Source organism: Variovorax paradoxus (assembly GCF_030815975.1).
GTDB classification, from domain to species: domain Bacteria; phylum Pseudomonadota; class Gammaproteobacteria; order Burkholderiales; family Burkholderiaceae_C; genus Variovorax; species Variovorax paradoxus_N.
This window is the reverse complement of record NZ_JAUSXL010000002.1, coordinates 2980389-3002964: the sequence shown is the minus strand read 5'-3', so window position 1 is coordinate 3002964 and position 22576 is coordinate 2980389. Positions and strand designations below refer to the sequence as shown.

Here is a 22576-nt window from a genome sequence, read left to right as displayed (position 1 = left end):
CCGGCCTCGTGCCGCTGTCACTTTCGCATTCAGACGCGCCGCGCGCAAACGCCTTGCCAGTTCACGCCGCCGATACCTCCCCCACCGCCACCGTGCTGGATTTGATCGCCGGCGACATGGTCGAAGTCGACCGTGTGATCGCGCAGCGCCTCGACACGGGCGTGCCCCTGGTCAGCCAGGTGTCGAAGTACATCATCTCCGCGGGCGGCAAACGCCTGCGCCCGGCGCTCCTGCTTCTCATGTCGGGCGCCCTCGGCTACACGGGCGAGCAGCGCTTCAACCTGGCGGCGGTGGTGGAGTTCATCCACACGGCCACCCTGCTGCACGACGACGTGGTCGACGAATCGACACTGCGGCGCGGGCGCCCGACGGCCAACGAATCGTTCGGCAATCCGGCCAGCGTGCTGGTCGGCGACTTCCTTTATTCGCGCGCCTTCCAGATGATGTTGGATGCAAACAACATGCGCATCATGCAAATTCTGGCCGAGGCGACCAACGTGATCGCAGAAGGCGAAGTGCTCCAGCTGATGAACATGCATGACGCGACGCTGGACGAATCCGCCTACCTGCGCGTGATCCGCTCCAAGACCGCCAAGCTTTTCGAAGCCAGCACACGGCTCGCCGCCGTGCTGGCAGGCGCCACGCCTGAAGTCGAGGAAGCCTGCGCCACCTACGGCCAGGCGCTGGGCACGGCGTTCCAGGTGATCGACGACGTGCTCGACTACGCGGGCGACGCGCACGAAACCGGAAAGAACGTGGGCGACGACCTGCGCGAGGGCAAGACCACGCTGCCGCTGATCTTCGCCATGCGGCGTGGCAGTCCCGCCCAGGCCACGCTGGTGCGCGCGGCCATCGAGGCCGGCGACACCGCCCAGCTCGGCAAGATCGTCGAAATCGTCCACGCCACCGGCGCCCTGGAAGCCTCGCGCGCCGCCGCGGCCGACGAGGCAAAGCGCGCGATTCACGCACTGCGCGACTTTCCGTCCAATTCGCATGCCGACGGTTTGCTACAATTGGCGGCTCAGTTGCTTGAGCGACGTGCCTGAACACCTCACAAGAGTTGGCAAGGACGAATTCTCTTTTTTTTGCAACCAATCGGGGTGTAGCTTAGCCTGGTAGAGCGCTACGTTCGGGACGTAGAGGCCGGAGGTTCGAATCCTCTCACCCCGACCAGCCTTTGGCTGGCACAAATAATGCCCGTGCCTGTTGCTGCGTAGCGATTTACAGGGACGGGTCGTTCAGCGATGATCGTGAAGCACTTTTTCACATCTCTTGCAATTCGCTGAATGGCTGCTGCCGAACTTCCTGCTAAAGAAAACACGCAAATTGCCCTCCCGGGCCTTGCGCGCGCCCTGGTTTCGGCCGGCAAGCTGCCGGCCAAGGCTGCGGAAGACATCTATCAGAAGTCGCTCAACGGCCGGACCAGCTTCATTGCCGAACTGACCGGCAGCGGCGCCGTCTCGGCCGCCGACCTGGCCCACACGCTTTCCACCGCCTTTGGCGCCCCGCTGCTGGACCTGGACGCCATCGACCACCAGCGCCTGCCCAAGGACCTGCTCGACCCGAAGCTGTGCAACGCCTACCGCATCGTGGTTCTCAGCAAGCGCAACAACCGTCTCATTGTTGCAACAGCCGACCCGTCGGACCAGCAGGCCGTGGAAAAGATCAAGTTCGCCTCCCAGATGGGCGTGGACTGGGTCATTGCCGAATACGACAAGCTCTCGCGCATGATCGAAGCCGCCGCGGTCACCGCGGCGGAATCCATCAACAGCATCGTCGGCGCCGAGTTCGAGTTCGACGACGTCACGGCCGACACCTCGGGCGACGCCAACGAACAGGCGGTTGCCGAGGTCGAGGACGCACCGGTCGTGCGCTTCCTGCACAAGATGCTGCTCGACGGCGTCAGCATGCGGGCCTCGGACATCCACTTCGAGCCCTACGAGCACAACTACCGCGTGCGCTTTCGCATCGACGGCGAACTGCGCGAGATCGCGAGCCCGCCCACGCTCATCAAGGACAAGCTGGCCTCGCGGATCAAGGTCATTTCACGGCTCGACATTTCCGAGAAACGCGTGCCGCAGGACGGCCGCATGAAGCTCAAGATCGGGCCCGACCGCGTCATCGACTTCCGCGTCAGCACGCTGCCCACGCTGTTCGGCGAGAAGATCGTGATCCGTATTCTCGATCCGAGCAGCGCGCGCCTGGGCATCGACGCCCTGGGCTATGACGCCGACGAAAAAGAGCGCCTGCTGCGTGCGATCGGCCGTCCCTATGGCATGGTGCTGGTGACGGGCCCCACCGGTTCGGGCAAGACGGTTTCGCTCTACACCTGCCTGAACCTGCTGAACCAGCCCGGCGTCAACATCGCCACGGCGGAAGATCCTTCCGAAATCAACCTGCCCGGCGTGAACCAGGTGAACGTCAACGAGCGCGCCGGACTCACCTTCGCCGCGGCGCTGCGCGCCTTCCTGCGGCAGGATCCCGACATCATCATGGTCGGCGAAATCCGCGACCTCGAAACCGCCGACATCTCGATCAAGGCCGCGCAAACGGGCCACCTGGTGCTCTCGACGCTGCACACCAACGACGCACCGACCACGCTCACGCGCATGCGCAACATGGGCATTGCGCCGTTCAACATTGCCTCCAGCGTCATCCTGATCACGGCCCAGCGGCTCGCGCGGCGCCTCTGCCACGTATGCCGCGCACCGGCCGACATGCCGCGCCAGGCGCTGCTGGACGCGGGCTTCAAGGAAGAGCAGTTGGACGGTACCTGGAAGCCCTATCGGCCGGTCGGCTGCGCAGCGTGCAGCAACGGCTACAAGGGCCGGGTCGGCATCTACCAGGTGATGCCGATTTCGGAGGCCATCCAGGCCATCATCCTGCGCGACGGCAGCGCCCTGGATATCGCGCGCCAGTCGGAGGCCGAGGGCGTGCGCTCGCTGCGGCAGTCGGGGCTGCGCAAAGTCATGCAAGGACTCACCTCACTCGAAGAAGTGGTGGCGGTCACCAACGAATAACGAACACACCGCAAATCGGAGATCGAATGGCAACAGTGGCATCCACCCGCACCTCGAACACGCTCAAGGAATTTGTCTACGAGTGGGAAGGCAAGGACCGCAACGGCAAGCTGGTGCGCGGCGAGCTTCGGGCCGCCGGCGAGAACCAGGTGCAGGCCGCCCTGCGGCGACAGGGCGTTCTTGCATCCAAGATCAAGAAGCGCCGCATGCGCTCGGGCAAGTCCATCAAGCCCAAGGACATCGCGATCTTCACGCGCCAGCTGGCAACCATGATGAAGGCCGGCGTCCCGCTGCTGCAGTCGTTCGACATCGTGGGCCGCGGCAATGCCAATCCGAGCGTTGCAAGGTTGCTCAACGACATCCGCAGCGATGTGGAGACCGGAACCTCGCTTTCGGCGGCCTTCCGCAAGTTTCCGAAGTATTTCGACCACCTCTACTGCAACCTGGTGGAAGCCGGCGAAGCGGCCGGTATCCTGGAAGATCTGCTGGACCGCCTGGCCACCTACATGGAGAAGACCGAGGCGATCAAGTCCAAGATCAAGTCGGCGCTGATGTATCCCACATCGGTGGTGGTGGTCGCGTTCGTGGTGGTGGCCATCATCATGATCTTCGTGATTCCGGCCTTCAAGCAGGTGTTCAGCTCCTTCGGCGCCGACCTGCCCGCACCCACGCTGTTCGTGATGGCGATGAGCGAATTCTTCGTCTCCTACTGGTGGCTGATCTTCAGCGTGATCGGCGGCGGCACCTACTTTTTCCTGCAGGCCTGGAAACGCAACGAGCGTGTGCAGCGGGTCATGGACCGCGCGCTGCTGCGCGTGCCGATCTTCGGCACGCTGATCGAGAAATCGTGCGTGGCCCGCTGGACCCGCACCCTTGCCACCATGTTCGCGGCCGGCGTTCCGCTGGTCGAGGCGCTCGACTCGGTGGGCGGCGCTTCAGGCAACACCGTCTACGGCGACGCCACGGCCAAGATCCAGCAGGAAGTCTCGACCGGCACCAGCCTCACGACGGCCATGACCAACGTCAACCTGTTCCCCTCGATGGTGATCCAGATGACGGCCATCGGCGAGGAGTCCGGCTCCATCGACCACATGCTGGGCAAGGCCGCCGACTTCTACGAGTCCGAGGTGGACGACATGGTGGCCGGCCTCTCGAGCCTGATGGAACCCATCATCATCGTGTTCCTCGGCGTGATCATCGGCGGCATCGTGGTCTCGATGTACCTGCCCATCTTCAAGTTGGGCCAGGTCGTTTGATGCTGGTGTCGCAGGAGTTCGACGCCGCTTTCGCCGGCGTCCTGGGGTTGCTGGTCGGCAGTTTTCTGAACGTGGTGATCTACCGCACCCCGGCCATGATGTACCGGGGCTGGCTGGCCGATGCCGTGGCCAACCTGATGTCGTCCAAGGACGTTCCGTCGCTCTGGTCGCTCGTGTTCGGGCCGAAGGCGCAGCACCCGGCCGGGCTCGAAGCCGCGGCGGACCAGGCGGCCCTGGCCATCGAGGCGCTGCCGCCGTTCGACCTCGCCCGGCCGGCCTCGCGCTGCGGCGCCTGCGGCCACGCGATCCGCTGGTACCAGAACATTCCGGTGCTGAGCTACCTGCTGCTGCGGGGCCGCTGCGCCGCCTGCAAGACGCCCATCAGCCCGCGCTATCCGCTGGTCGAACTGGTAACTGGCGCGCTCTTCGCGCTCTGCGCCTACCGCTTCGGCCTCACGCCCACCGGCGCGCTCTGGGCGGCGTTCGCGGCGCTCCTGGTCTGCCAGTTCCTGATCGATTTCGACACCCAGTTCCTGCCCGACGCGCTCAACTATCCATTGCTCTGGCTCGGGCTCGTCGGTGCGGCCATGGGCTGGACCGGCACCGCGCTGAACTCGGCGGTCTGGGGCGCCGTGTTCGGCTACCTGAGCCTGTGGCTTGTGTACCATGGCTATCGCCTGGCCACGGGCAAGGAGGGCATGGGATATGGCGACTTCAAACTGCTGGCGGCACTCGGCGCATGGCTGGGGGCCGACTACCTCATTGCCATCATCCTCGTTTCATCGCTGGTGGGCGCCGTGATCGGCCTCACGCTGCGCTTTGTCGGGAAGCTGGCGCACAAGGACATTCCCATGGCCTTCGGTCCCTTCCTTGCCGGTGCCGGCCTGGTCTGCCTGGTGGCGGGCCCGGAGCTCGTGCGGCAATGGATTCCCTTCGCCTTTCCGCTCGGCGCATTCGGCCGCTGAGGAGCGCGTGATGCGGCGCATCGGCCTGACGGGCGGCATCGGAAGCGGCAAGAGCACGGTCGCCGCCCTGCTGGTCGCCGAAGGCGCCGTGCTGGTCGACACCGATGCCATTGCGCGCCGCATTGCGCAGCCTTCGGGCATCGCGATGCCGGCCCTCGAGGCCGCCTTCGGCCGCACCGTCATCGCCGCGGATGGCGGGCTGGACCGCGCGGCGATGCGGCAGCTCGTGTTCGCCGACAGCAGCGCCAAGAAGCGCCTCGAATCGATCCTGCATCCGCTGATCGGCGCCGAGACGGAGCGCATGGCCTCGGCCGCCGGGCCCGGGGCGGTGGTGGTTTTCGACGTGCCCCTCCTGGTCGAATCCGGCCGCTGGCGAGCCATGGTCGACCGGGTGCTGGTGGTCGATGCCACAGAGGCAACGCAGCTGCAGCGCGTGGTGGCGCGCTCGGGCTGGACGCCCGAGGCCGTGCGGGCGGTGATCGCCCAGCAGGCGCCCCGCGGGCTGCGCAGGGCTGCGGCAGACGCCGTCATTTTCAACGAGTCGCTCTTGCTGGAGGAACTCGGTGCAGAGGTCCGGAGTCTCTGGAAGCGGTGGGTTCCGCCCGGCACGCGATAATCCGAGACTGGCCGCCAGAGCGGCCGCACAACGACCAAGACAAAAAAGGCGCTCGCCGGAGTGCCCTTCCCTCCTGCGATGCTTTTCAATTCGTATCCCTTCATTTTTGTCTTCTTCCCGCTGGTGCTGATCGGGTTCTTCCTGATCGGCAAGCGCAACGCCCGATCCGCCGCAGGCTTTCTTGCCCTGGCCTCGCTGTTCTTCTACGGCTGGTGGAGCGTCAAGGCGCTGCCGCTGCTGGTGGCATCCATCTGCATCAACTACTGGTTCGGGCTGCGCCTGTCGCCCGCGCCGGACCGGGACGACCGCAAGCGCAAATCGCTGCTGGTGCTGGCGCTGGTGGTCAACCTGGGCGTGCTCGCGGTCTTCAAGTACGCCAACTTCTTCGTCTCGAACGTGAACGACGGGCTGGCCGCGGCGGGCCTCTCGCAGATTCCGCTGCTGCACATCGTGCTGCCGATCGGCATCTCGTTCTATACCTTCACCCAGATCGCCTTCCTGGTCGACTGCTGGCAGGGCAAGGTGCATGAGCGCAGCTTCATCCACTACGTGCTGTTCGTCACCTACTTTCCGCACCTGATCGCGGGCCCGGTGCTGCACCACGCGCAGATGATGCCGCAGTTCGCCAATGCGGCCACCTACCGGCTCGACCCCAACAAGGTGGCGCTCGGCATTGCGATCTTCACCTTCGGCCTGGCCAAGAAGCTCTTGATCGCCGACCCGGTGGGCCAATACGCCGACATGATGTTCAACGGCGTGCACAAGGGCATCGAGCCCACGCTCTACACCGCGTGGTTCGGCGCGCTCGCCTACACGCTGCAGATCTATTTCGACTTCTCGGGCTACTCGGACATGGCGGTCGGCCTGTCGCTGTGCCTGGGCGTGCAGCTTCCGCTCAACTTTCGCTCGCCCTACAAGTCGACCAACATCATCGAGTTCTGGCGGCGCTGGCACATCTCGCTGTCGAACTTCCTGCGCGACTACCTCTACGTGCCGCTGGGCGGCAACCGCAAGGGGCCGGCCCGGCGCTACCTGAACCTGTTCCTCACGATGCTGCTCGGCGGCCTCTGGCACGGGGCCGCCTGGACCTTCGTGATCTGGGGCGCGCTGCACGGCGTGTTCCTGATGATCAACCACCTCTGGAACGCCAAGGTGCGGCGCAACATTCCGGCCGGTCCGGTCGCACGCGTGCTGGGCTGGTTCCTGACCTTCCTGTGCGTGGTGCTGGCCTGGATCGTGTTCCGCGCCGACGGCCTGCACACGGCCATGGCCATCTACAAGGGCATGCTCGGCCTGCATGGCGCACCGCCTTCCGCGTTCAGCGAACTCGGGCCGGTTCCGTTCCGCAAGCCCGAGTTCTTCCAGACCATGCTCGCGGGCATCGTCATCTGCCTGGCACTGCCTCCGACGATCACGCTCGAGCGCTGGATTCCCCACCCGAAGGCGGTGGCCGGCCAGCCCGTCATGGCCTGGTGCTCCGCGGCCGTGCTGGCGATCGGCACCTTCGCGCTCTTCGCCTGGTGCGTCTCGAAGCTGGGCAACTACAGCCCGTTCCTTTACTTCCAATTCTGATTCGACATGACGACGCCCGCGAAAGTCTGGCTGCGGTTCTTCCTGATCGGCTACATCGTCCTGATGGTGCTGTGGATCGTTTCGCTCACCAGCCCCGTGCCTTACGGCGACCTCACGCGGATCGGCCGCCTGTCCGAGCGCGAATTCGGCTGGACCGCCCCGCCGCCCAAGGTGGACCCCGCCTACCTGAAGGGCACGCCGGTCGACCAGGCCGACGTGCTGGTCATCGGCGACAGTTTCTCGATGACCTTCCGCTGGCAGTCGGTCCTCGTCAAGGCCGGCTACCGCGTCTCGACCACCTACTGGGGCCAGTACGAGAACGCGCTCTGCGGCGACTTCGACCAATGGATCGAGCGCACCGGGTTCAAGGGCAAGCTGATCATCATCGAGAGCGTGGAACGCCTGCTCGGCGACCGCACCAAGGACAGCATGAAGTGCCAGAAGATGATCCGGCCCTTCGACGCCATGGACCATCCGCTGATCACGCCGGACGAGACCGTGCCGAACCCCGCGTCCAACTGGAACGTGCAGTTCATGACGGGCATCACGACCTACTACAACACCTGGAAAGCGAAAAAGTCTGCAACAGACATCTACTTCGACTGGAACACCTGGGTGCGCCCGGTGCCCGATGGTTGCAAGCTCTTCTCCCACCGCTCGTGCGACAAGATGCCCTTTTTCGCTGAAGATGACGACAATGGGCCGCTGACCCCTGCGCATTTGGAATGGATGAAGAATTTCACAAAGGCGCACAGCAAGCTTCCTATCATGTGGATGGTGATTCCCAACAAGACCACCGTGTACCTGAAGCCCGACTACTCGAAGGATTTCGAGGCCGGGTTCCGCACGTCCGGGCTGCCGGGACCGGATCTCTACGCATTCGCGCGCGAGAAACGCACGCAGATTCGCGACTTCTATTTTTCGAACGACACCCACATGTCCATGCACGGCCAACTCGAGCTCGGCGAGCGCATGCTCGCGGCCGTGCGCGAGGTGGTGCCGACGCCTCCATCGAAATCGCCCTGACGCTATGATTTGGCGACAGGAAAGCTATAGAACCGCGTGATCCTCTACGAGTACCCCTTCAACGAGCGCATCCGCACCTACCTGCGGCTGGAGCACCTGTTTCGCCGGCTCGGGGAGCTGGTGCCCGCGGAGTCCGCGCTCTCGCACCACTACGCGCTGGTCACGATCTTCGAGATCATGGACGTTGCCGCGCGCGCCGACCTCAAGGCCGACGTGATGCGCGATCTCGACAAGCACAAGAACGTCTTCAACAGCTACCGGGGCAATCCGGCCATTGCCGAGGCCGTGCTCGACCAGGTGGTGGGCCAGCTGGAACGCAATTTCGCCACGCTCAATGCCGTCGCCGGCAAGGCCGGCCAGTCGCTGACGGAAAACGAATGGCTCATGAGCATTCGCAGCCGCGCGGGCATTCCTGGCGGCACCTGCGAATTCGACCTGCCCGCTTACTACGCATGGCAGCATCGCAGCGCGGCCAGCCGCCGCGCCGACCTCGAACGCTGGTCGGCCACGCTTTCGCCGCTGGCCGAATCCATCTACCTGCTGCTCAAGCTGCTGCGCGATGCCGATGTGCCGTACAAGGTCATGGCCACCGGCGGGCAGTTCCAGCAGAACCTGCCGCAGGGGCGCAGCTTCCAGCTGCTGCGCCTGCGCATCGATCCGCAGCTGGGGCTGATTCCCGAAATCAGCGGCAACCGGCTCATGGTGTCGGTACGGATGATGCGGCACGAAGCCGACGACCGCCTGCATCCGAGCACCGACGACGTCGCATTCGAACTCACCCTCTGCGCTTGAGCCGCTGGGCAATGAACGACGCGAACAAGAACAAGATCGGCGAGCGGATCGTCCGCTGCCCCGCATGCGGTGGCGACAGCGTCTATGCCGAGCGCAACCCCTTCCGCCCGTTCTGCAGCGCGCGGTGCAAGGGCGTCGACTTCGGCGCCTGGGCCAGCGAGGAGTTCCGGATGCCGGCCGAAGCACCGGCCGACGACGAGCCTTTCGGCGATCCGAAGAAAGTGCAGTAGCGTTCCATCCGGCGCTGCTACGGCGCCAGAAGGATGCGGTCGAGATAGTCCGCGTATTGGCGGACGTAGGCCGGGCGCAGATGCTCCCGGTCCTTGTAGACCGGTGCGTCGTCGGGCGTTGCCCGCAGGCACTGTCCATCGGTGCAAAGCCTCGCCATCACATCGATGGGCTCCGCACCGCTCGCCCGCGCCAGGGCTTTCAGCTGCTCGTTGAGCCGCGCCTGTTCCGGCGGCAGGGGCGCCGTGGGCGTGCTGTGCAGCGCCACCATCCGGCCCATGCGGCTGCCTTCGATGAGCCGGCGCGGTTCGAACTCGGGGCCGCTCGCGTTGTCCAGCAGCAGGTAGACCTTCTTCTTTTGCCGCACCAGTTCGGCCAGCAGCTTCTCGAGCGAGGCCAGCGAGCGGCCGAGGCCGTCGCCGCCGTTGTTCACGAGATAGGCCGCATCACCTTCGCGAAAGTAGAACGGCAGCGGGAAATTGCCCGTGAAATAGCAGTTCCAGCAGGCCCCGACCACCACGGTATCGATCCGCGGATCGAGCGCCAACGCCAGCATCTCGCTGCGCGCCTGCTCGCAACCCGGGTTGCCTTCGGCGACCATGCCGGGCACCGGCGGGCAGGCGCCATAGGTCGAGAAATAGGTCGTTGCCATGCGCGCGGGCGCGCTGCCTGCGAGCGCCATGGCACGGGGTGCGTATTGCTGGATGTGGCTGTCGCCGATCAGCAAGACCGTGCGCGGCCCGCTGCCCACGCGCTTGACCGGGTAGGCGCCGAGCTTCTGCTGCTCGAATCCGGCGTAGTAGTTGTCGTCCACGGTGGCGTCAGTCACCTTGCGCAGCAGGTCGCTGCCGTTTCGCGGCGGCATGCCGCCCAGCGCGAGCAGGCCGGCGACCGCAATCGCCACGCTGACGCCCCCGAGCGCACGCAGCATGCCGGCGTGCGCTCGCGCCCGCGTGAAGCGCTCGACGAAGCGATAGGTGAGCCAGGCCAGAACCACGCTCGCCAGCAACAGAGCCGCGCGAATCCACGCCGCCGGCTCGCCCTCTTCCACGATGCGCGCATACACCAGCAAAGGCCAATGCCACAGATAGAGCGGGTAGCTGATGAGGCCGATCCACACCATCGGGCGGCTCGCGAGCAGGTGCCTGTTGAGCACGCCCGCCGGTCCGGCCGCGATGCAGCTCGCCGCGCCCAGCGTGGGCAGCAGCGCCCACCAACCCGGAAACGCCTTGTCGCTGCGGGTCATCACGAGCCCGAGCACGATCAGCCCCACGCCCAGGCACGACTGCAGGTGGCTGCGCCAGGCCGGTGCCGGCGTCTGCTTGTTGGCGGACTGCAGGCGCATGCAGGCCAGGATCCCGCCCACCATCAGTTCCCAGAAGCGCGAAGCGGGCGAGTAGAAAGCCGCGGTGCGATAGGGATGGATGGTCAGCACGTTGACCAGGAACGACGCCGCCGCGAGCACCCACAGCAGCCGAAGGACCGGCCAGCGCCGGCGCCAGGCGAACGCCAGCAGCATGGGCCAGAAGATGTAGAACTGCTCCTCGATGCCCAGCGACCAGAGGTGCAGCAGCGGCTTGGCCTCCGCGGCGGTGTCGAAATAGCCGGCCTCGCCCCAGAAGATGAAGTTGGCGACGAAGGCCGCGCCGCCGGCCGCCTGCTTGCCGAGCTCCGTGAACTCCCTGGGCAGCAGCGCATACCAGCCGAAGGCGAGCGTGGCCGCGAGCACCAGCGTCAGCGCCGGAAAGATCCGCCGGATGCGCCGCGCGTAGAAATCGCGGTAGCTGAAGTCGCCCGCCGCGTGGCTCTGCATGAGGATGGTCGTGATCAGGAAACCCGAGATCACGAAGAAGATGTCGACCCCGATGAAGCCCCCCGGCAATGCATCGGGAAACGCATGGAAGGCCAGCACCGAGGCCACCGCCACGGCACGCAGGCCGTCGATGTCGGGGCGGTACTTGGGATGCATCATGCCGTGCCTCGGGCCCGCGGCGTTCGCTGGACGCGCCCGCGCATCCGCGCCGCCCTGTCCATCAGGCCAGTGTCGAAACCGCCAGCGCCGCCGAGGCGGGCAGGCCGCGCTCCTGGGTCAGCCATTCGAGCACCGGCAGCGCGCCCGGCAGCACCGGCGCCACGTCCAGCGGCAGTTGCTGCCAGCGCATGGCCTGGCCTTCGCGCATTTCGAACTCGCCGCTCCAGGCCGTGACCTTGCACCAGTGCAGCCGCACCAGCGCGTGCGGATAGTCGTGCTCGGTGATCTTCCAGGCGTTGGCGCCCGCGATGGTGATGCCGAGTTCTTCGTGCAGCTCGCGGCGCAGTGCCTGCTCCACCGTCTCGCCGGCCTCGATCTTGCCGCCCGGGAATTCCCAGAAGCCCGCATAGGCCTTGCCCTCGGGGCGGGTCGACAGCAGCAGCGCGCCGTCGGCCGGCCGGATCAGCACGCCGACGGCCACCTCGGTGTGCTTGCGGCCCGGCTGTGCGCTCATGCCGTGGCCCGCCCCGCGTAGTCGCGCGCGAACTGGTAGGCCACGCGGCCGCTGCGCGAACCACGCTCGAGCGCCCAGACCAGCGCCTCGGGCCGCGCTGCCTCGATGGCGGCCTTGTCGACGCCGAACGACGACAGCCATTGCGCGACGATCGCGAGGTATTCGTTCTGGCTGAACGGATAGAAGCTCACCCACAGGCCGAAGCGCTCCGACAGCGAGATCTTTTCCTCGATCACCTCGCCGGGATGGACTTCGCCGTCCTCGGTGTGGGTGTAGCTGAGGTTGTCCTTCATGTATTCAGGCAGCAGGTGGCGCCGGTTGCTGGTCGCGTAGATCAGCACGTTGGGCGTCGATGCGGCAATCGATCCGTCGAGGATCGACTTGAGCGCCTTGTAGCCGGGCTCGCCCTCGTCAAAGCTCAGGTCGTCGCTGAACACGATGAACTTCTCGGGCCGCTGCGACACCACCTCGACGATGTCGGGCAGGTCGGTGAGTTCGGCCTTGTCGACCTCGATCAGGCGCAGTCCCTGCGGCGCGTAGGCCTGCAGGCAGGCGCGAATCAGCGACGACTTGCCCGTGCCGCGCGCGCCGGTCAGCAGCACGTTGTTGGCCGGCTTGCCTTCGACGAACTGGCGCGTGTTGCGCTCGATCTTTTCCTTCTGGATGTCGATTTCCTTCAGCGAATCGAGTGCCATCGCAGCCACGTGCTTGACGGGCTCGAGCACGCCGTGGCCCGAACTGCGGCGCCGATAGCGCCAGGCGATCGACGCGTTCCAGTCGGCCGGTGCAGCCAGCGGCTGCGGCAGGATCGATTCGATGCGGCCGATCAGCTGTTCGGCGCGCTCGATCAGCTTCTGGAACTGTTCATTCATGACCGGTAGTCGGCGTTGATGGTCACGTACTCGTGGCTGAAGTCGCAGGTCCACACCGTCTCGCTGGCCTTGCCGCGGCCCAGGCCGATGCGCACCGTGATCTCGCTCTGCTTCATCACGCGCTGGCCGTCTTCCTCGCGGTACGACGGGTTGCGCCCGCCCTTGACGGCCACGTGCACGTCGTCGAGGAACAGGTCGATGCCGGTCTGGTCGAGATCTTCGATGCCCGCGTAGCCCACGGCCGCGAGGATGCGGCCCAAGTTGGGGTCGCTGGCATAGAACGCCGTCTTGACCAGCGGCGAATGCGCCACGGCATAAGCCACCTGCCTGCACTCGGCGGCATCGCGCCCGCCTTCGACCTGGATGGTGATGAACTTGGTGGAGCCTTCGCCGTCGCGCACGATTGCCTGCGCCAGTTGGCGCGCGACGTTCTGCATGGCTTCGACCAGGGCCTGGCCTTCGGGCGAATCGAGCGAGGTGATGGTGGCGTGCGCCGCCTTCTGCGTGGCAATGACCACGAAGGAGTCGTTGGTCGAGGTATCGCCGTCGATGGTCACGCGATTGAACGAGGCATCGGCGAGCCGCTTGGCCAGCGGCTGGATCAGCGCCGGGTCGATCTTTGCGTCGGTGGCCATGAAGCCCAGCATGGTCGCCATGTTCGGGCGGATCATGCCGGCGCCCTTGCTGATGCCGGTGATGGTGACGGTGGCGCCGCCAATTTGAACCCGCTGGCTGAACGCCTTGGGGATCGTGTCGGTGGTCATGATGCCTTCGGCCGCACGCGCCCAGTGGTTCTCCGAAGCATCGGCCAGCGCGGCCGGCAGGCCGGCCTCGATGCGGTCCACGGGCAGCGGCTCCATGATCACGCCGGTGGAAAACGGCAGGATCTGCTCGGGCGCGATCTCCAGCTGGCGCGCGAGTGCGATGCAGGTGGAGCGCGTGCGCATCAGGCCGTCTTCGCCCGTGCCGGCATTGGCGTTGCCGGTATTGATGACCATGGCGCGAATGCCGTAGTTGGCCACCAGATGGTCGCGGCAGACCTGCACCGGCGCCGCGCAGAAGCGGTTCTGGGTGAACACGCCGCCGACCGCCGAGCCTTCGTCGATCAGCACCACCGTCAGGTCCTTGCGGTTGGCCTTGCGCACACCCGCTTCGGCCACGCCGATGCGGACGCCGGGCACCGCGAACAAGGCGGCAGGATCAGGGGCGGACAGGTTCACGGGCATGGCGGTTTCTCTTCTCCGGAGTTTCTGGGTCAGCTGAGCTTGCCGTGGCAATGCTTGTATTTCTTGCCGCTGCCGCAGGGGCACGGGTCGTTGCGGCCGACGCGGGCAAAGGCCGCGGCTTCGGCGCCGAGCGTGCCGAGCCCCAGCCCCGCGGCCGCGATGCGGCGCTGGTTTTCTTCGTCCAGGCGCACCTCGACCTCGCCGGTTTCGGTGGGCGCGCTGTAGGTGATGTTCGAGAGGTTCTCGCCGCGGCTCTCGAGCGCATCCGCCGCTTCTTCGAACTGCTCGCCCGACTGCACGCGCACCGTCATGAGCTGGCGCGTGACTTCGTTCTTGACCGAGTCGAGCAGCTGGCCGAAGAGCTCGAAGGCCTCGCGCTTGTATTCCTGCTTGGGCTGCTTCTGCGCATAGCCGCGCAGGTGAATGCCCTGGCGCAGGTAGTCGAGCGAGGCCAGGTGCTCGCGCCAGTGGGTGTCGATGCTCTGCAGCAGCACCATGCGCTCGAACTGCGTGAAGTTCTCCTGGCCGATCAGCGCCACCTTGGCATCGAAGCTGTCGTTGGCGGTCTTGACCACCTTCTCGACGATGTCTTCGTCGCTCACGGCCTCGGCCGCTTCGATGTCCTTCTTCAGGGGCATGTCGATGCCCCACTCGTTGGCGAGGCTCTTTTCGAGGCCGTCGAGGTCCCACTGCTCCTCGACCGATTCGGCCGGCACGTACTGCCGCACGACATCGGTGAAGCAGCCTTCGCGCAGCGCCGCGATCTGCGCCGTGAGGTCGCCCGCGTCGAGGATGTCGTTGCGCTGCTGGTAGATCACCTTGCGCTGGTCGTTCGAAACGTCGTCGTATTCGAGCAGCTGCTTGCGGATGTCGAAGTTGCGTGCCTCGACCTTGCGCTGCGCGCTCTCGATGCTGCGCGTGACGATGCCGGCCTCGATGGCTTCGCCGTCGGGCATCTTGAGGCGGTCCATGATCGCCTTCACGCGGTCGCCCGCGAAGATGCGCATCAGCGGATCGTCCAGGCTCAGGTAGAAGCGCGAGGAGCCCGGGTCGCCCTGGCGGCCCGAGCGGCCGCGCAGCTGGTTGTCGATGCGGCGCGACTCATGGCGCTCGGTTGCGATGATGCGCAGGCCGCCGAGCGACTTGACGAATTCATGGTCCTTGGTCCATTCGGCGCGCACATGCGCGATGTCGGCCTCCTTGGTGGCGTCGTCGCGGCCTTCGTCGTTCTCGATGGCCTCGACCATCTTCTCGATGTTGCCGCCCAGCACGATGTCGGTACCGCGGCCGGCCATGTTGGTCGCGATGGTGATCATCTTCGTGCGGCCGGCCTGCGCCACGATGTCGGCTTCGCGCGCATGCTGCTTGGCGTTGAGCACCTGGTGCGGCAGGTCCGCCTGGGTGAGCAGGCCGTCGATGATTTCGGAGTTCTCGATCGACGAGGTGCCCACCAGCACCGGCTGGCCGCGCTCGTAGCATTCGCGGATGTCCTGGATGGCCGCCTCGTACTTCTCGCGCGTGGTCTTGTAGACGCGGTCGAGCTGGTCGTCGCGCCTGCTGATGCGGTTCGGCGGAATGATGACCGTCTCGAGGCCATAGATTTCCTGGAACTCGTAGGCTTCGGTGTCGGCCGTGCCGGTCATGCCGGCCAGCTTGCCGTAGAGGCGGAAGTAGTTCTGGAAGGTGATGGAGGCCAGCGTCTGGTTCTCGGCCTGGATCTGCACGCCTTCCTTGGCTTCCACGGCCTGGTGCAGGCCATCGCTCCAGCGCCGGCCCGTCATGAGGCGGCCGGTGAATTCGTCGACGATGACCACTTCGCCCTGCTGCACCACGTAGTGCTGATCGCGGTGGTACAGGTGCCGTGCGCGCAGCGCGGCGTTCAGGTGGTGCATCAGCGTGATGTTGGCCGGGTCGTAGAGCGACGCGCCTTCGGGCAGCAGCTTGAATTCGCCCAGCAGCTGCTCGGCCTTCTCGTGGCCGTCTTCAGTCAGGAACACCTGGTGGGTTTTTTCGTCGACCGTGAAGTCGCCCGGCACCGTGACGCCTTCACCCGTGCGCGGATCGGCCTCGCCTTCCTGCTTGGTTAGCAGCGGCACCACCCTGTTGATGGCCAGGTAAAGGTCGGTGTGGTCTTCGGCCTGGCCGCTGATGATCAGCGGCGTGCGGGCCTCGTCGATCAGGATGGAGTCCACCTCGTCGACGATGGCGTAGTTCAGGCTGCGCTGAACCCGGTCGCCGGGCTCGTACACCATGTTGTCGCGCAGGTAGTCGAAGCCGTACTCGTTGTTGGTGCCGTAGGTGATGTCGCTGGCGTAGGCCTGCTGCTTTTCCTCGCGCGGCATCTGCGGCAGGTTGATGCCCACCGTGAGGCCAAGGAAGTTGTACAGGCGCCCCATCCACTGGGCGTCGCGGTTGGCGAGGTAGTCGTTCACGGTGACCACGTGCACGCCCTGGCCCGACAGCGCATTCAGGTACACCGGCAGCGTGGCGGTCAGGGTCTTGCCCTCGCCGGTGCGCATTTCGGCGATCTTTCCGTTGTGAAGCGCCATGCCGCCGAGCAGCTGCACGTCGAAGTGGCGCATCTTCATGACGCGCTTGGAGCCTTCGCGCACGGTGGCAAAGGCTTCCGGCAGCAGGTCGTCGAGGGTTTCGCCCTTGGCGATGCGGTCCTTGAACTCCTGAGTCTTGGCACGCAGCCCGTCGTCGGTGAGCTTCTCGAATTCGGGTTCGAGCGCATTGATGCGCTCCACCGTCTTGCGATACTGCTTGAGGAGCCGGTCGTTGCGACTGCCGAAAATCTGGGTCAGGAAGTTGGTTGCCATTGGCGTGGAGATGGGCGGGCACCTGACACGACAGGCACTGCGACCGGATTCCCTAAGATATGGTGAAAGCAGTTGGGCGCACCTTCTTCGAATGCAAGCTCCGAAGAAGGCAAGCGGCTCCAGACCGGATCTGCCGGCGCAAGCGTCGGCAAACCGGGCATTTTAGCTGTCTTGTTCCACCCTCCGGATTACCCATGAATCGCCGCTCCGTCCCCCCCTTCACGTTGCAGCAGGCCGCCGAAGGTTCGCCCACCCTGGCGAGCCTGATCGCCCGCGCGCGCGACGCGAGCGAGCGGCTGCGGGCGGTCGAGGGACTGATCCCGCCGCCCATGCGCCCGGCCGTGCAGGCCGGCCCGGCCGAAGGGGACGTGTGGTGCCTGCTGGTCAACGGCAGCGCCGCGGCCGCCAAGCTGCGGCAGCTGTCGCCGATGCTGGTCACCCGGCTGCGCAACAAGGGCTGGGACGTGAACACGATCCGGATCAAGGTGCAATCCGGGCGCTGAACAAAAGAAAAACGGCCGGCCGCGCAAACGGCCCGCCCATCGGCTCCCGACCTATTGCGGCTGAAGCCCGATGTCGTGCGCCACCTTCTGCCAGCGCTCGGCTTCGGCGCGCATGAAAGCCCGCAGCTCGCCCGTGGTGGACCCCTGCAGCTGCACGCCGAGCACGGCCATGCGCTCCTTCACCGACGGATGGTCCAGCGCCGCGATGGCTTCGCGCCGCAGCCGCTCGGTCACCTCCAGCGGCGTGGTGGCGGGCGCCACCATGGCCCACCACTGGTCGATCTCCAGACCTTTGAGCCCGCTCTCCGCGAGGCCAGGCACTTCCTTGAGCCCCGGAATGTTCACGCGCTGCGCGCTCGTCACCAGCAGCGGGCGGATCCGGTTGGCGCCCAGCAGGCTGGAACCGCTGGCCAGCGTGGCGAAGTGCCCGGCCACCGTGCCCGCCGCCACGTCGGTGAGCGCCGGCGCCGAGCCGCGATAGGGAACCATGTTGAACCTGATCTTCGTGCGGCTCGCCAGCAGTTCGGCCGCCAGGTGGCTCACCGTGCCGGCGCCGCTATGCGCAATGGCCGGCGGCATCGGACGGGCGGCCGCCGTCCTGATGAAGGTCTTGAAATCCCGGCTGTCGTCGTCCATGCCCGCAAAGAAGACGAGGGGCGAGGTGCCGATCATCGTCACCGGCGTGAAGTCGCGCAGCAGGTCGTAGGGCAAGCGCGTGGTCACCGCGGGCGCAATGGCGTGCGGCAGCTCGACGATGGCCAGTGTGTAGCCGTCGGGCGCGGCCTTGGCCGCTGCCTCGGTGCCTATCTGGCCGGCCGCGCCGGGCCGGTTGTCGACGATCACCGAGTTGCCGATCGTCTGGCTCATGCGCTGCGCCATGGCGCGCGCAATGGCGTCGGTGCTCCCGCCGGCGGCCCACGGCACGATCAGCTTGATGGGTTTGTCGGGAAAGGCCGCCCAGGCGCGCTGCGCCGTGGTGGTGAACAGGGCGGCTGAACCGGCAGCCAGGAAGGCGCGGCGTTGCATTGCTTGCATGGTTTCGGTTCCTTCTGGATGGCTCGGAAGTTCAGGCGGCCGGGTCGGGCCAGCTCGGGTCGCGTGAGGCGTTGGCCGTGAGCATCAGCACCACGTGGGCATCGCCGGCAATGGCGTTGCCCTCGCGCAGCTGGCGCAGGGCGTCCAGTCCGGCCGCCGCGCACAGTTCGGCGCTCACGCCGGCCGCCGTGAGCGTTCGCCGGGCCGCGCGGGCCTGGTCGTCGCCCACCACCACCGCGCCACCGCCCGAGGCGACTGCGGCTTGCCACTGCAGGAAGGTCACGGTGGACCCGGCGGTGGAAAACTGCGCGGTGTGGCCGGGGTACATGCCGTCGAGCGCGCCGCCGGCCAGCACGCGCGAGAGGCGCGCAAAAGGTTCGACCAGCCAGAGCCGCGGCAGGCGCGAGATGCGCCCGGCGGCCAGCAGGTCGCGAAAGCCCGCGTAGATGCCCCAGGCCAGATCGCCGCGCGCCGTGGGAATCACCACGTGATCGGGCAGGCCGCCCTCGGCCAGGCACTCCAGGGCAATGGGCTTGTAGCCCTCGATCGCCAGCGGCGCGCTTCCCAATGCTGGCAGGCGGTAATTGGTCAGCGCGAAATAACCCGGATGTTGTGAGCGCTCACGCACGAAAGCCCAGCGGCCGGCGTTGTCGGAAAAGATGTGGCGCCGAGCGCCAAGGGCATCGAGCTGCCGCGCATAGGCGGCCGGCAGGCCTTCGTAGGTTGCCACTTCGCAGCGCAGGCCCGCGGCCCACGCATAGTGCGCCGCCGAGATCGCGGCATTGCCCGAAGAGGCCAGCACCAGCGTGTGGGCACCGAAATCCAGCGCCTGGGCCACGCCCACCGCGGTCATGCGGTCCTTGTGGGAGCCGGTAGGGTTGCCCGATTCGTCCTTGAGCGCGAGGCGCGCCACGCCGAACGCGCGGGCAAGCTCCGGGATGTCAAGCAGAGGCGTGCCGCCCTCGCCCAGCGTGAAGCCCGGCGCGTAGGGCATGGGCAGGGGGCTGCCGCCACCCGGCAGGTAGCTCGCGTGCAGCCCGACGTGGATGCCCAAGCCGCGGCAGGCAGGGCAGCCGTCGTTCGCCAGCGTGAGCGGATAGGGAGCCTCGCAGCGCAGGCACCGAAAGCCTTGCAATCGGGGATTTTTCGCCGGGCGCGGCGGACGGGTCCGCGCGGTGCCTGGCGGATCGGCGGACGGCTCGGAAGCCGAGGCGAGCTTGAAGCGGAGTACGGGCGCAGGCATGTTCAGGCGGTCCTGGGTGGAGAGGTCGTGCCCAAATCTTAGGCGTCTGCAAATAAAATCATCTAGCTTGAAATACTCAAGCGATAAATAAACTTATCGATGCGCTTCACCGAAATAGAGACGTTCCGGGCCCTGATGCGCGCCGGCTCCACGCGCAAGGCCGCGGCCCTGCTGCATGTGACGCAGCCCGCCATCAGCCAGTCGCTCAAGCGGCTCGAGGCGCAGGCCGGCATGCTCCTGTTCCAGCGCACCGGAGGGCGGCTGGTGCCCACGCCCGAGGCGCACGCGCTGTGGACCGAGGTCGAGCGCGTCTTCATCGGCATGGAGGCCATCGAGCACCGCATGCGCAGCCTGCGCGACTTCGGCACCAACCAGCTCGAGCTCAGTTGCTATCCGGCCTTCGGCCTCGGCTTCATGCCCCGTGCGCTGGAGCGCCTGAAGGCGCACCGGGGCGACAACAGTCCGTGGCCGCAGGTGTCGCTGCAGGTGCTCAGCTCCAAGGATGTGCGCGACCGCGTGGCAAAGGGCGTCTCCGACTTCGGCCTGATGGCCGACGAACTGCCGCTCGAAGGCATCGATCACTCGACCTTCGCGCGCTTTCCCGGCGTGGTCGTGATGCCGCAAGGCCATGCGCTGGCGCGCTTCAAGCGCGTCGAGCCGGAGCAGCTCGCGCAGGTGCCCTTCCTGGCCCTGAACCCCGAAGACCCTTCGCACCGCGGGCTCGAAACCGCACTGGCCGAACGCGGCGCGGCGCTTCGGGTGATGGTGCAGACGCCCTATGCGGCCAGCGTGTGCGAGATGGCCGTGCGCGGCCTGGGCGTGGGGCTGGTCAACCCGATCACCGCGCTCGACTACGCGGAACGCGGCCTCGTGGTGCGCCGGCTCTCGGTCGACGTGTTCTTTTCCTGCGTGCTGGCCCTGCCCGCGGGCAAGGTGCTGTCCACCACCGCGCGCGACTTTCTCTCGCTCATGCGACGGCAACTGGCGGAAGACGAGAAGCGCATCCAGCGCTACCTGCGCTGAGGCCGCACCGGCGTCCTACTTCCAGCCGAACTCGTGGTTCAGCCCCACGACGAAGCCGCGCACGCGCTGCGGTCCCGTCCTGGAGGCGCTGACATCCACGCTGACCAGCGGCGTGAGGGCGAAGCGCCCGCCGATGCGCGAGGTCCAGACCCCCGACGCGCGGCTGCGCTCGGCGATCAGCGAAACCTTGTCGTCGAGCGCCCACTCCACCGCCAGCCCGCCGCGCGGTGTGCGGGCGCCCGTGCCGGTGGCCCAGTCGGCGCCGAGGTTGGCGTGAATCTGCAGGCTGTCCGCCGGGCGCCACGTGACCGGCAGCACGAACTGGCCGCCCGCACGGCCGCCACGCGTCAGGTCGAACATGGCACCGAGCGACAGCGCCGCACTCAGCGGCGCATCGGCCGCTGGTCCGAAGAAGTTCCACTTGAGTTGCGGGCCCGCAGTGACCGTGTGCACGCGCTGAACTGAAAGTCGGTCGATGTTCAGCCCCAGCTCGACCGGCCCGACGCGGCAGGACGGACCGATGTGCAGCCCGGTCACCGGTTCGGGGCCGGTGCGGCCCCACCAGGCTTCGTACTGGCATTGGCCAGGATCGAGCATGCCGGCGTCATCGATGTCGAAATGGCCTGCGGCCCGGGCACCGGCACTCGCCAGAATGCAGGCAGCCACGGGCAGCCAGGCAGGTTGCGGCCATCGAATTGTTGTTCTGAGTTTGTTCTTTTTCATCGCCGGCATCCCGAAAGACACGGCATTCTAGGGATGGCGAAAGTCGCCGCGGTGGCGCGGCGACTGCCCGGCAGATTTTTAGATCTCGAACTGCGGCTGCAGCTCGCGGATGCGCTTGATGGCCACCCCCGCGGCGGCCGTGCGCGTCTCGACCCCGAGCTTCACGTACACCCGCTCCAGGTGCTTCTTGGCGGTGGCGGGGCTGCTGCCCAGGATTTCGCCGATGTCCTTGTTGGTCTTGCCCTTGACCACCCAGTAGAGCACCTCGGCCTCGCGCGCCGTGAGCTTCAGGCTCAGGCTCATGGCCTCGATCACGGCGGTGTCCGACACCTCGCGCATGACGATCATCCATTCGTCGCCGTCGTCGTCCTGCCCGGTCTGCCGATGCAGCCGCAGGCTGAGGCTGCTCGTGGTTGGCGTGGCCCCCACGCTCGGCACTGCGTGTCCTCGCTGCCCCCCGAGGGGGCCGCTCGCGCCTTGGGGCGGCCCGGCGGCGCCTAGCACGATGGAAAGCACCGGCGGTTCGATGCCTCGGTGCCTGGCATCGGGCGCATGGTGCCGCAGCCACTCGAGCACCACGGGCGGTGTTTCGGGTGCGCGGGTGTCGCAGTAGCGCTGCAGCAGCTCGCGCGCGAGCGCGGTCTGCCAGATCAGCTTGCCCTCGGGCAGGCGCACCGTGATGCTCGCGTAGCCGAAGGCATCGAGCGCATTGCGGGCCTGGCCGGCCTGCCGCGCGTCCTGCCGCGCGCGGCGGGCGCCCTGCAGGTGCACGTTCATGCGGGCCAGCACTTCCTTGGGCTTGATCGGCTTGGTGACGTAGTCGACACCGCCCGCTTCGAGTGCGGCCACCAGGTGCTCGGTTTCGGTGAGGCCGGTCATGAACACGATCGGGATGTGCGCCGTCGCGGCATCGGCCTTGAGCCGGCGCGCCACCTCAAAGCCGTCGATGCCCGGCATCATCGCGTCGAGCAGCACGATGTCGGGACGCGCCTGCGCGGCCCGCTGCAGCGCCTGTTCGCCGTTGGTGGCAATGAGCACGGTGTAGCCCGACTCGTCGAGCGCATCGTGCAGCACCGCGAGGTTGTCGGGCACGTCGTCGACGATCAGCACGAGGTCGCTGTTGGCGCCCTGTTCGCGCAGTGTTCTTGCAAGCGGTGTAGTTTCCATG

20 protein-coding genes and 1 tRNA gene are annotated in these 22576 nt (G+C 66.6%); 12 read left to right on the top strand and 9 right to left on the bottom strand.

The window, feature by feature from the left end:
* The first annotated feature begins 53 nt into the window (after positions 1 to 53).
* From QFZ47_RS17785 to QFZ47_RS17740, 10 genes are all read left to right on the top strand, one after another.
* Positions 54 to 1046 (top strand): polyprenyl synthetase family protein, encoded by a 993-nt coding sequence (locus tag QFZ47_RS17785; RefSeq protein ID WP_307656876.1) that lies wholly within the window; start codon positions 54 to 56, stop codon positions 1044 to 1046.
* A gap of 50 nt (positions 1047 to 1096) precedes the next feature.
* Positions 1097 to 1173: transfer RNA gene (locus tag QFZ47_RS17780), tRNA-Pro, on the top strand.
* Positions 1174 to 1286: 113 nt separating this feature from the next.
* A complete protein-coding gene (pilB, locus tag QFZ47_RS17775; protein ID WP_307656875.1) occupies positions 1287 to 3020 on the top strand; it encodes a type IV-A pilus assembly ATPase PilB in 1734 nt (577 codons plus the stop codon).
* Between the two features lie 26 nt (positions 3021 to 3046).
* Positions 3047 to 4276 (top strand): type II secretion system F family protein, encoded by a 1230-nt coding sequence (locus tag QFZ47_RS17770; RefSeq protein ID WP_307656874.1) that lies wholly within the window; start codon positions 3047 to 3049, stop codon positions 4274 to 4276.
* The gene (locus QFZ47_RS17765) at positions 4276 to 5241 is read left to right on the top strand and encodes a prepilin peptidase (RefSeq protein WP_307656873.1); all 966 of its coding nucleotides are present in this window, start codon (positions 4276 to 4278) and stop codon (positions 5239 to 5241) included. The genes QFZ47_RS17770 and QFZ47_RS17765 overlap by 1 nt, the downstream gene beginning before the upstream one ends.
* A gap of 10 nt (positions 5242 to 5251) precedes the next feature.
* Complete coding sequence (coaE, locus tag QFZ47_RS17760) at positions 5252 to 5857, top strand: dephospho-CoA kinase (protein WP_307656872.1); 606 nt, start codon at positions 5252 to 5254, stop codon at positions 5855 to 5857.
* A 78-nt stretch (positions 5858 to 5935) separates the two neighbouring features.
* Positions 5936 to 7429, top strand: a complete 1494-nt coding sequence (locus QFZ47_RS17755; RefSeq protein WP_307656871.1) for an MBOAT family O-acyltransferase — start codon at positions 5936 to 5938, stop codon at positions 7427 to 7429.
* Positions 7430 to 7435: 6 nt separating this feature from the next.
* Positions 7436 to 8455, top strand: coding sequence for an alginate O-acetyltransferase AlgX-related protein (locus QFZ47_RS17750; RefSeq protein WP_307656870.1), 1020 nt, complete (start codon positions 7436 to 7438; stop codon positions 8453 to 8455).
* A 36-nt stretch (positions 8456 to 8491) separates the two neighbouring features.
* A complete protein-coding gene (zapD, locus tag QFZ47_RS17745) occupies positions 8492 to 9247 on the top strand; it encodes a cell division protein ZapD (protein ID WP_307656869.1) in 756 nt (251 codons plus the stop codon).
* 11 nt (positions 9248 to 9258) lie between these two features.
* Positions 9259 to 9477 carry a DNA gyrase inhibitor YacG gene (locus QFZ47_RS17740; protein WP_307656868.1) on the top strand — a complete coding sequence of 73 codons (219 nt, stop codon included), beginning with the start codon at positions 9259 to 9261 and terminating at the stop codon, positions 9475 to 9477.
* A 17-nt stretch (positions 9478 to 9494) separates the two neighbouring features.
* Here the strand turns inward: QFZ47_RS17740 and QFZ47_RS17735 are convergent, their stop codons facing one another.
* The 5 genes from QFZ47_RS17735 to secA form a co-directional block, all read right to left on the bottom strand.
* Complete coding sequence (locus QFZ47_RS17735) at positions 9495 to 11447, bottom strand: acyltransferase family protein (RefSeq protein WP_307656867.1); 1953 nt, start codon at positions 11445 to 11447, stop codon at positions 9495 to 9497.
* Between the two features lie 61 nt (positions 11448 to 11508).
* Positions 11509 to 11961 (bottom strand): (deoxy)nucleoside triphosphate pyrophosphohydrolase, encoded by a 453-nt coding sequence (locus tag QFZ47_RS17730; RefSeq protein WP_307656866.1) that lies wholly within the window; start codon positions 11959 to 11961, stop codon positions 11509 to 11511.
* On the bottom strand, positions 11958 to 12833 hold the full coding sequence (locus QFZ47_RS17725) for an ATP-binding protein (protein ID WP_307656865.1): 876 nt from the start codon (positions 12831 to 12833) through the stop codon (positions 11958 to 11960). The genes QFZ47_RS17730 and QFZ47_RS17725 overlap by 4 nt, the downstream gene beginning before the upstream one ends.
* A complete protein-coding gene (gene argJ, locus QFZ47_RS17720; protein WP_307656864.1) occupies positions 12830 to 14059 on the bottom strand; it encodes a bifunctional glutamate N-acetyltransferase/amino-acid acetyltransferase ArgJ in 1230 nt (409 codons plus the stop codon). Before argJ ends, QFZ47_RS17725 begins: the two co-directional genes overlap by 4 nt.
* Positions 14060 to 14088: 29 nt before the next feature.
* Complete coding sequence (gene secA / locus QFZ47_RS17715; protein WP_307656863.1) at positions 14089 to 16881, bottom strand: preprotein translocase subunit SecA; 2793 nt, start codon at positions 16879 to 16881, stop codon at positions 14089 to 14091.
* A gap of 194 nt (positions 16882 to 17075) precedes the next feature.
* Between secA and QFZ47_RS17710 the strand changes: the two genes are divergently transcribed.
* Positions 17076 to 17384, top strand: coding sequence for a hypothetical protein (locus tag QFZ47_RS17710; RefSeq protein ID WP_307656862.1), 309 nt, complete (start codon positions 17076 to 17078; stop codon positions 17382 to 17384).
* Between the two features lie 51 nt (positions 17385 to 17435).
* On the opposite strand, the gene QFZ47_RS17705 is transcribed toward QFZ47_RS17710, so the two are convergent.
* Both QFZ47_RS17705 and QFZ47_RS17700 read right to left on the bottom strand, forming a co-directional pair.
* Positions 17436 to 18419: a Bug family tripartite tricarboxylate transporter substrate binding protein gene (locus QFZ47_RS17705; protein WP_307656861.1), complete on the bottom strand. Its 984-nt coding sequence runs from the start codon at positions 18417 to 18419 to the stop codon at positions 17436 to 17438.
* A 31-nt stretch (positions 18420 to 18450) separates the two neighbouring features.
* Complete coding sequence (locus QFZ47_RS17700) at positions 18451 to 19662, bottom strand: pyridoxal-phosphate dependent enzyme (RefSeq protein WP_370880586.1); 1212 nt, start codon at positions 19660 to 19662, stop codon at positions 18451 to 18453.
* A 99-nt stretch (positions 19663 to 19761) separates the two neighbouring features.
* Here QFZ47_RS17700 and QFZ47_RS17695 point away from each other — a divergent pair, with 99 nt between their 5' ends.
* Entirely contained in the window at positions 19762 to 20685 is a 924-nt protein-coding gene (locus QFZ47_RS17695; RefSeq protein ID WP_307656859.1) for a LysR substrate-binding domain-containing protein, read from the top strand.
* 15 nt (positions 20686 to 20700) lie between these two features.
* On the opposite strand, the gene QFZ47_RS17690 is transcribed toward QFZ47_RS17695, so the two are convergent.
* Together QFZ47_RS17690 and QFZ47_RS17685 are read right to left on the bottom strand one after the other, a co-directional pair.
* The gene (locus QFZ47_RS17690; protein ID WP_307656858.1) at positions 20701 to 21351 is read right to left on the bottom strand and encodes a PA4824 family protein; all 651 of its coding nucleotides are present in this window, start codon (positions 21349 to 21351) and stop codon (positions 20701 to 20703) included.
* Positions 21352 to 21486: 135 nt separating this feature from the next.
* Positions 21487 to 22575, bottom strand: coding sequence for a response regulator transcription factor (locus tag QFZ47_RS17685; RefSeq protein ID WP_307656857.1), 1089 nt, complete (start codon positions 22573 to 22575; stop codon positions 21487 to 21489).
* Position 22576: the final 1 nt, after the last annotated feature.

Excerpts from the sequence above, each read along its gene's own strand:
- pilB (WP_307656875.1), top strand. The coding sequence starts at position 1,287 with ATGGCTGCTGCCGAACTTCCTGCTAAAGAAAACACGCAAATTGCCCTC.
- QFZ47_RS17770 (WP_307656874.1), top strand. The coding sequence starts at position 3,047 with ATGGCAACAGTGGCATCCACCCGCACCTCGAACACGCTCAAGGAATTT.
- QFZ47_RS17765 (WP_307656873.1), top strand. The coding sequence starts at position 4,276 with ATGCTGGTGTCGCAGGAGTTCGACGCCGCTTTCGCCGGCGTCCTGGGG.
- coaE (WP_307656872.1), top strand. The coding sequence starts at position 5,252 with ATGCGGCGCATCGGCCTGACGGGCGGCATCGGAAGCGGCAAGAGCACG.
- QFZ47_RS17755 (WP_307656871.1), top strand. The coding sequence starts at position 5,936 with ATGCTTTTCAATTCGTATCCCTTCATTTTTGTCTTCTTCCCGCTGGTG.
- QFZ47_RS17750 (WP_307656870.1), top strand. The coding sequence starts at position 7,436 with ATGACGACGCCCGCGAAAGTCTGGCTGCGGTTCTTCCTGATCGGCTAC.
- QFZ47_RS17740 (WP_307656868.1), top strand. The coding sequence starts at position 9,259 with ATGAACGACGCGAACAAGAACAAGATCGGCGAGCGGATCGTCCGCTGC.
- QFZ47_RS17735 (WP_307656867.1), bottom strand. The coding sequence starts at position 11,447 with ATGATGCATCCCAAGTACCGCCCCGACATCGACGGCCTGCGTGCCGTG.
- QFZ47_RS17730 (WP_307656866.1), bottom strand. The coding sequence starts at position 11,961 with ATGAGCGCACAGCCGGGCCGCAAGCACACCGAGGTGGCCGTCGGCGTG.
- QFZ47_RS17725 (WP_307656865.1), bottom strand. The coding sequence starts at position 12,833 with ATGAATGAACAGTTCCAGAAGCTGATCGAGCGCGCCGAACAGCTGATC.
- argJ (WP_307656864.1), bottom strand. The coding sequence starts at position 14,059 with ATGCCCGTGAACCTGTCCGCCCCTGATCCTGCCGCCTTGTTCGCGGTG.
- secA (WP_307656863.1), bottom strand. The coding sequence starts at position 16,881 with ATGGCAACCAACTTCCTGACCCAGATTTTCGGCAGTCGCAACGACCGG.
- QFZ47_RS17710 (WP_307656862.1), top strand. The coding sequence starts at position 17,076 with ATGAATCGCCGCTCCGTCCCCCCCTTCACGTTGCAGCAGGCCGCCGAA.
- QFZ47_RS17705 (WP_307656861.1), bottom strand. The coding sequence starts at position 18,419 with ATGCAAGCAATGCAACGCCGCGCCTTCCTGGCTGCCGGTTCAGCCGCC.
- QFZ47_RS17700 (WP_370880586.1), bottom strand. The coding sequence starts at position 19,662 with ATGCCTGCGCCCGTACTCCGCTTCAAGCTCGCCTCGGCTTCCGAGCCG.
- QFZ47_RS17695 (WP_307656859.1), top strand. The coding sequence starts at position 19,762 with ATGCGCTTCACCGAAATAGAGACGTTCCGGGCCCTGATGCGCGCCGGC.
- QFZ47_RS17685 (WP_307656857.1), bottom strand. The coding sequence starts at position 22,575 with ATGGAAACTACACCGCTTGCAAGAACACTGCGCGAACAGGGCGCCAAC.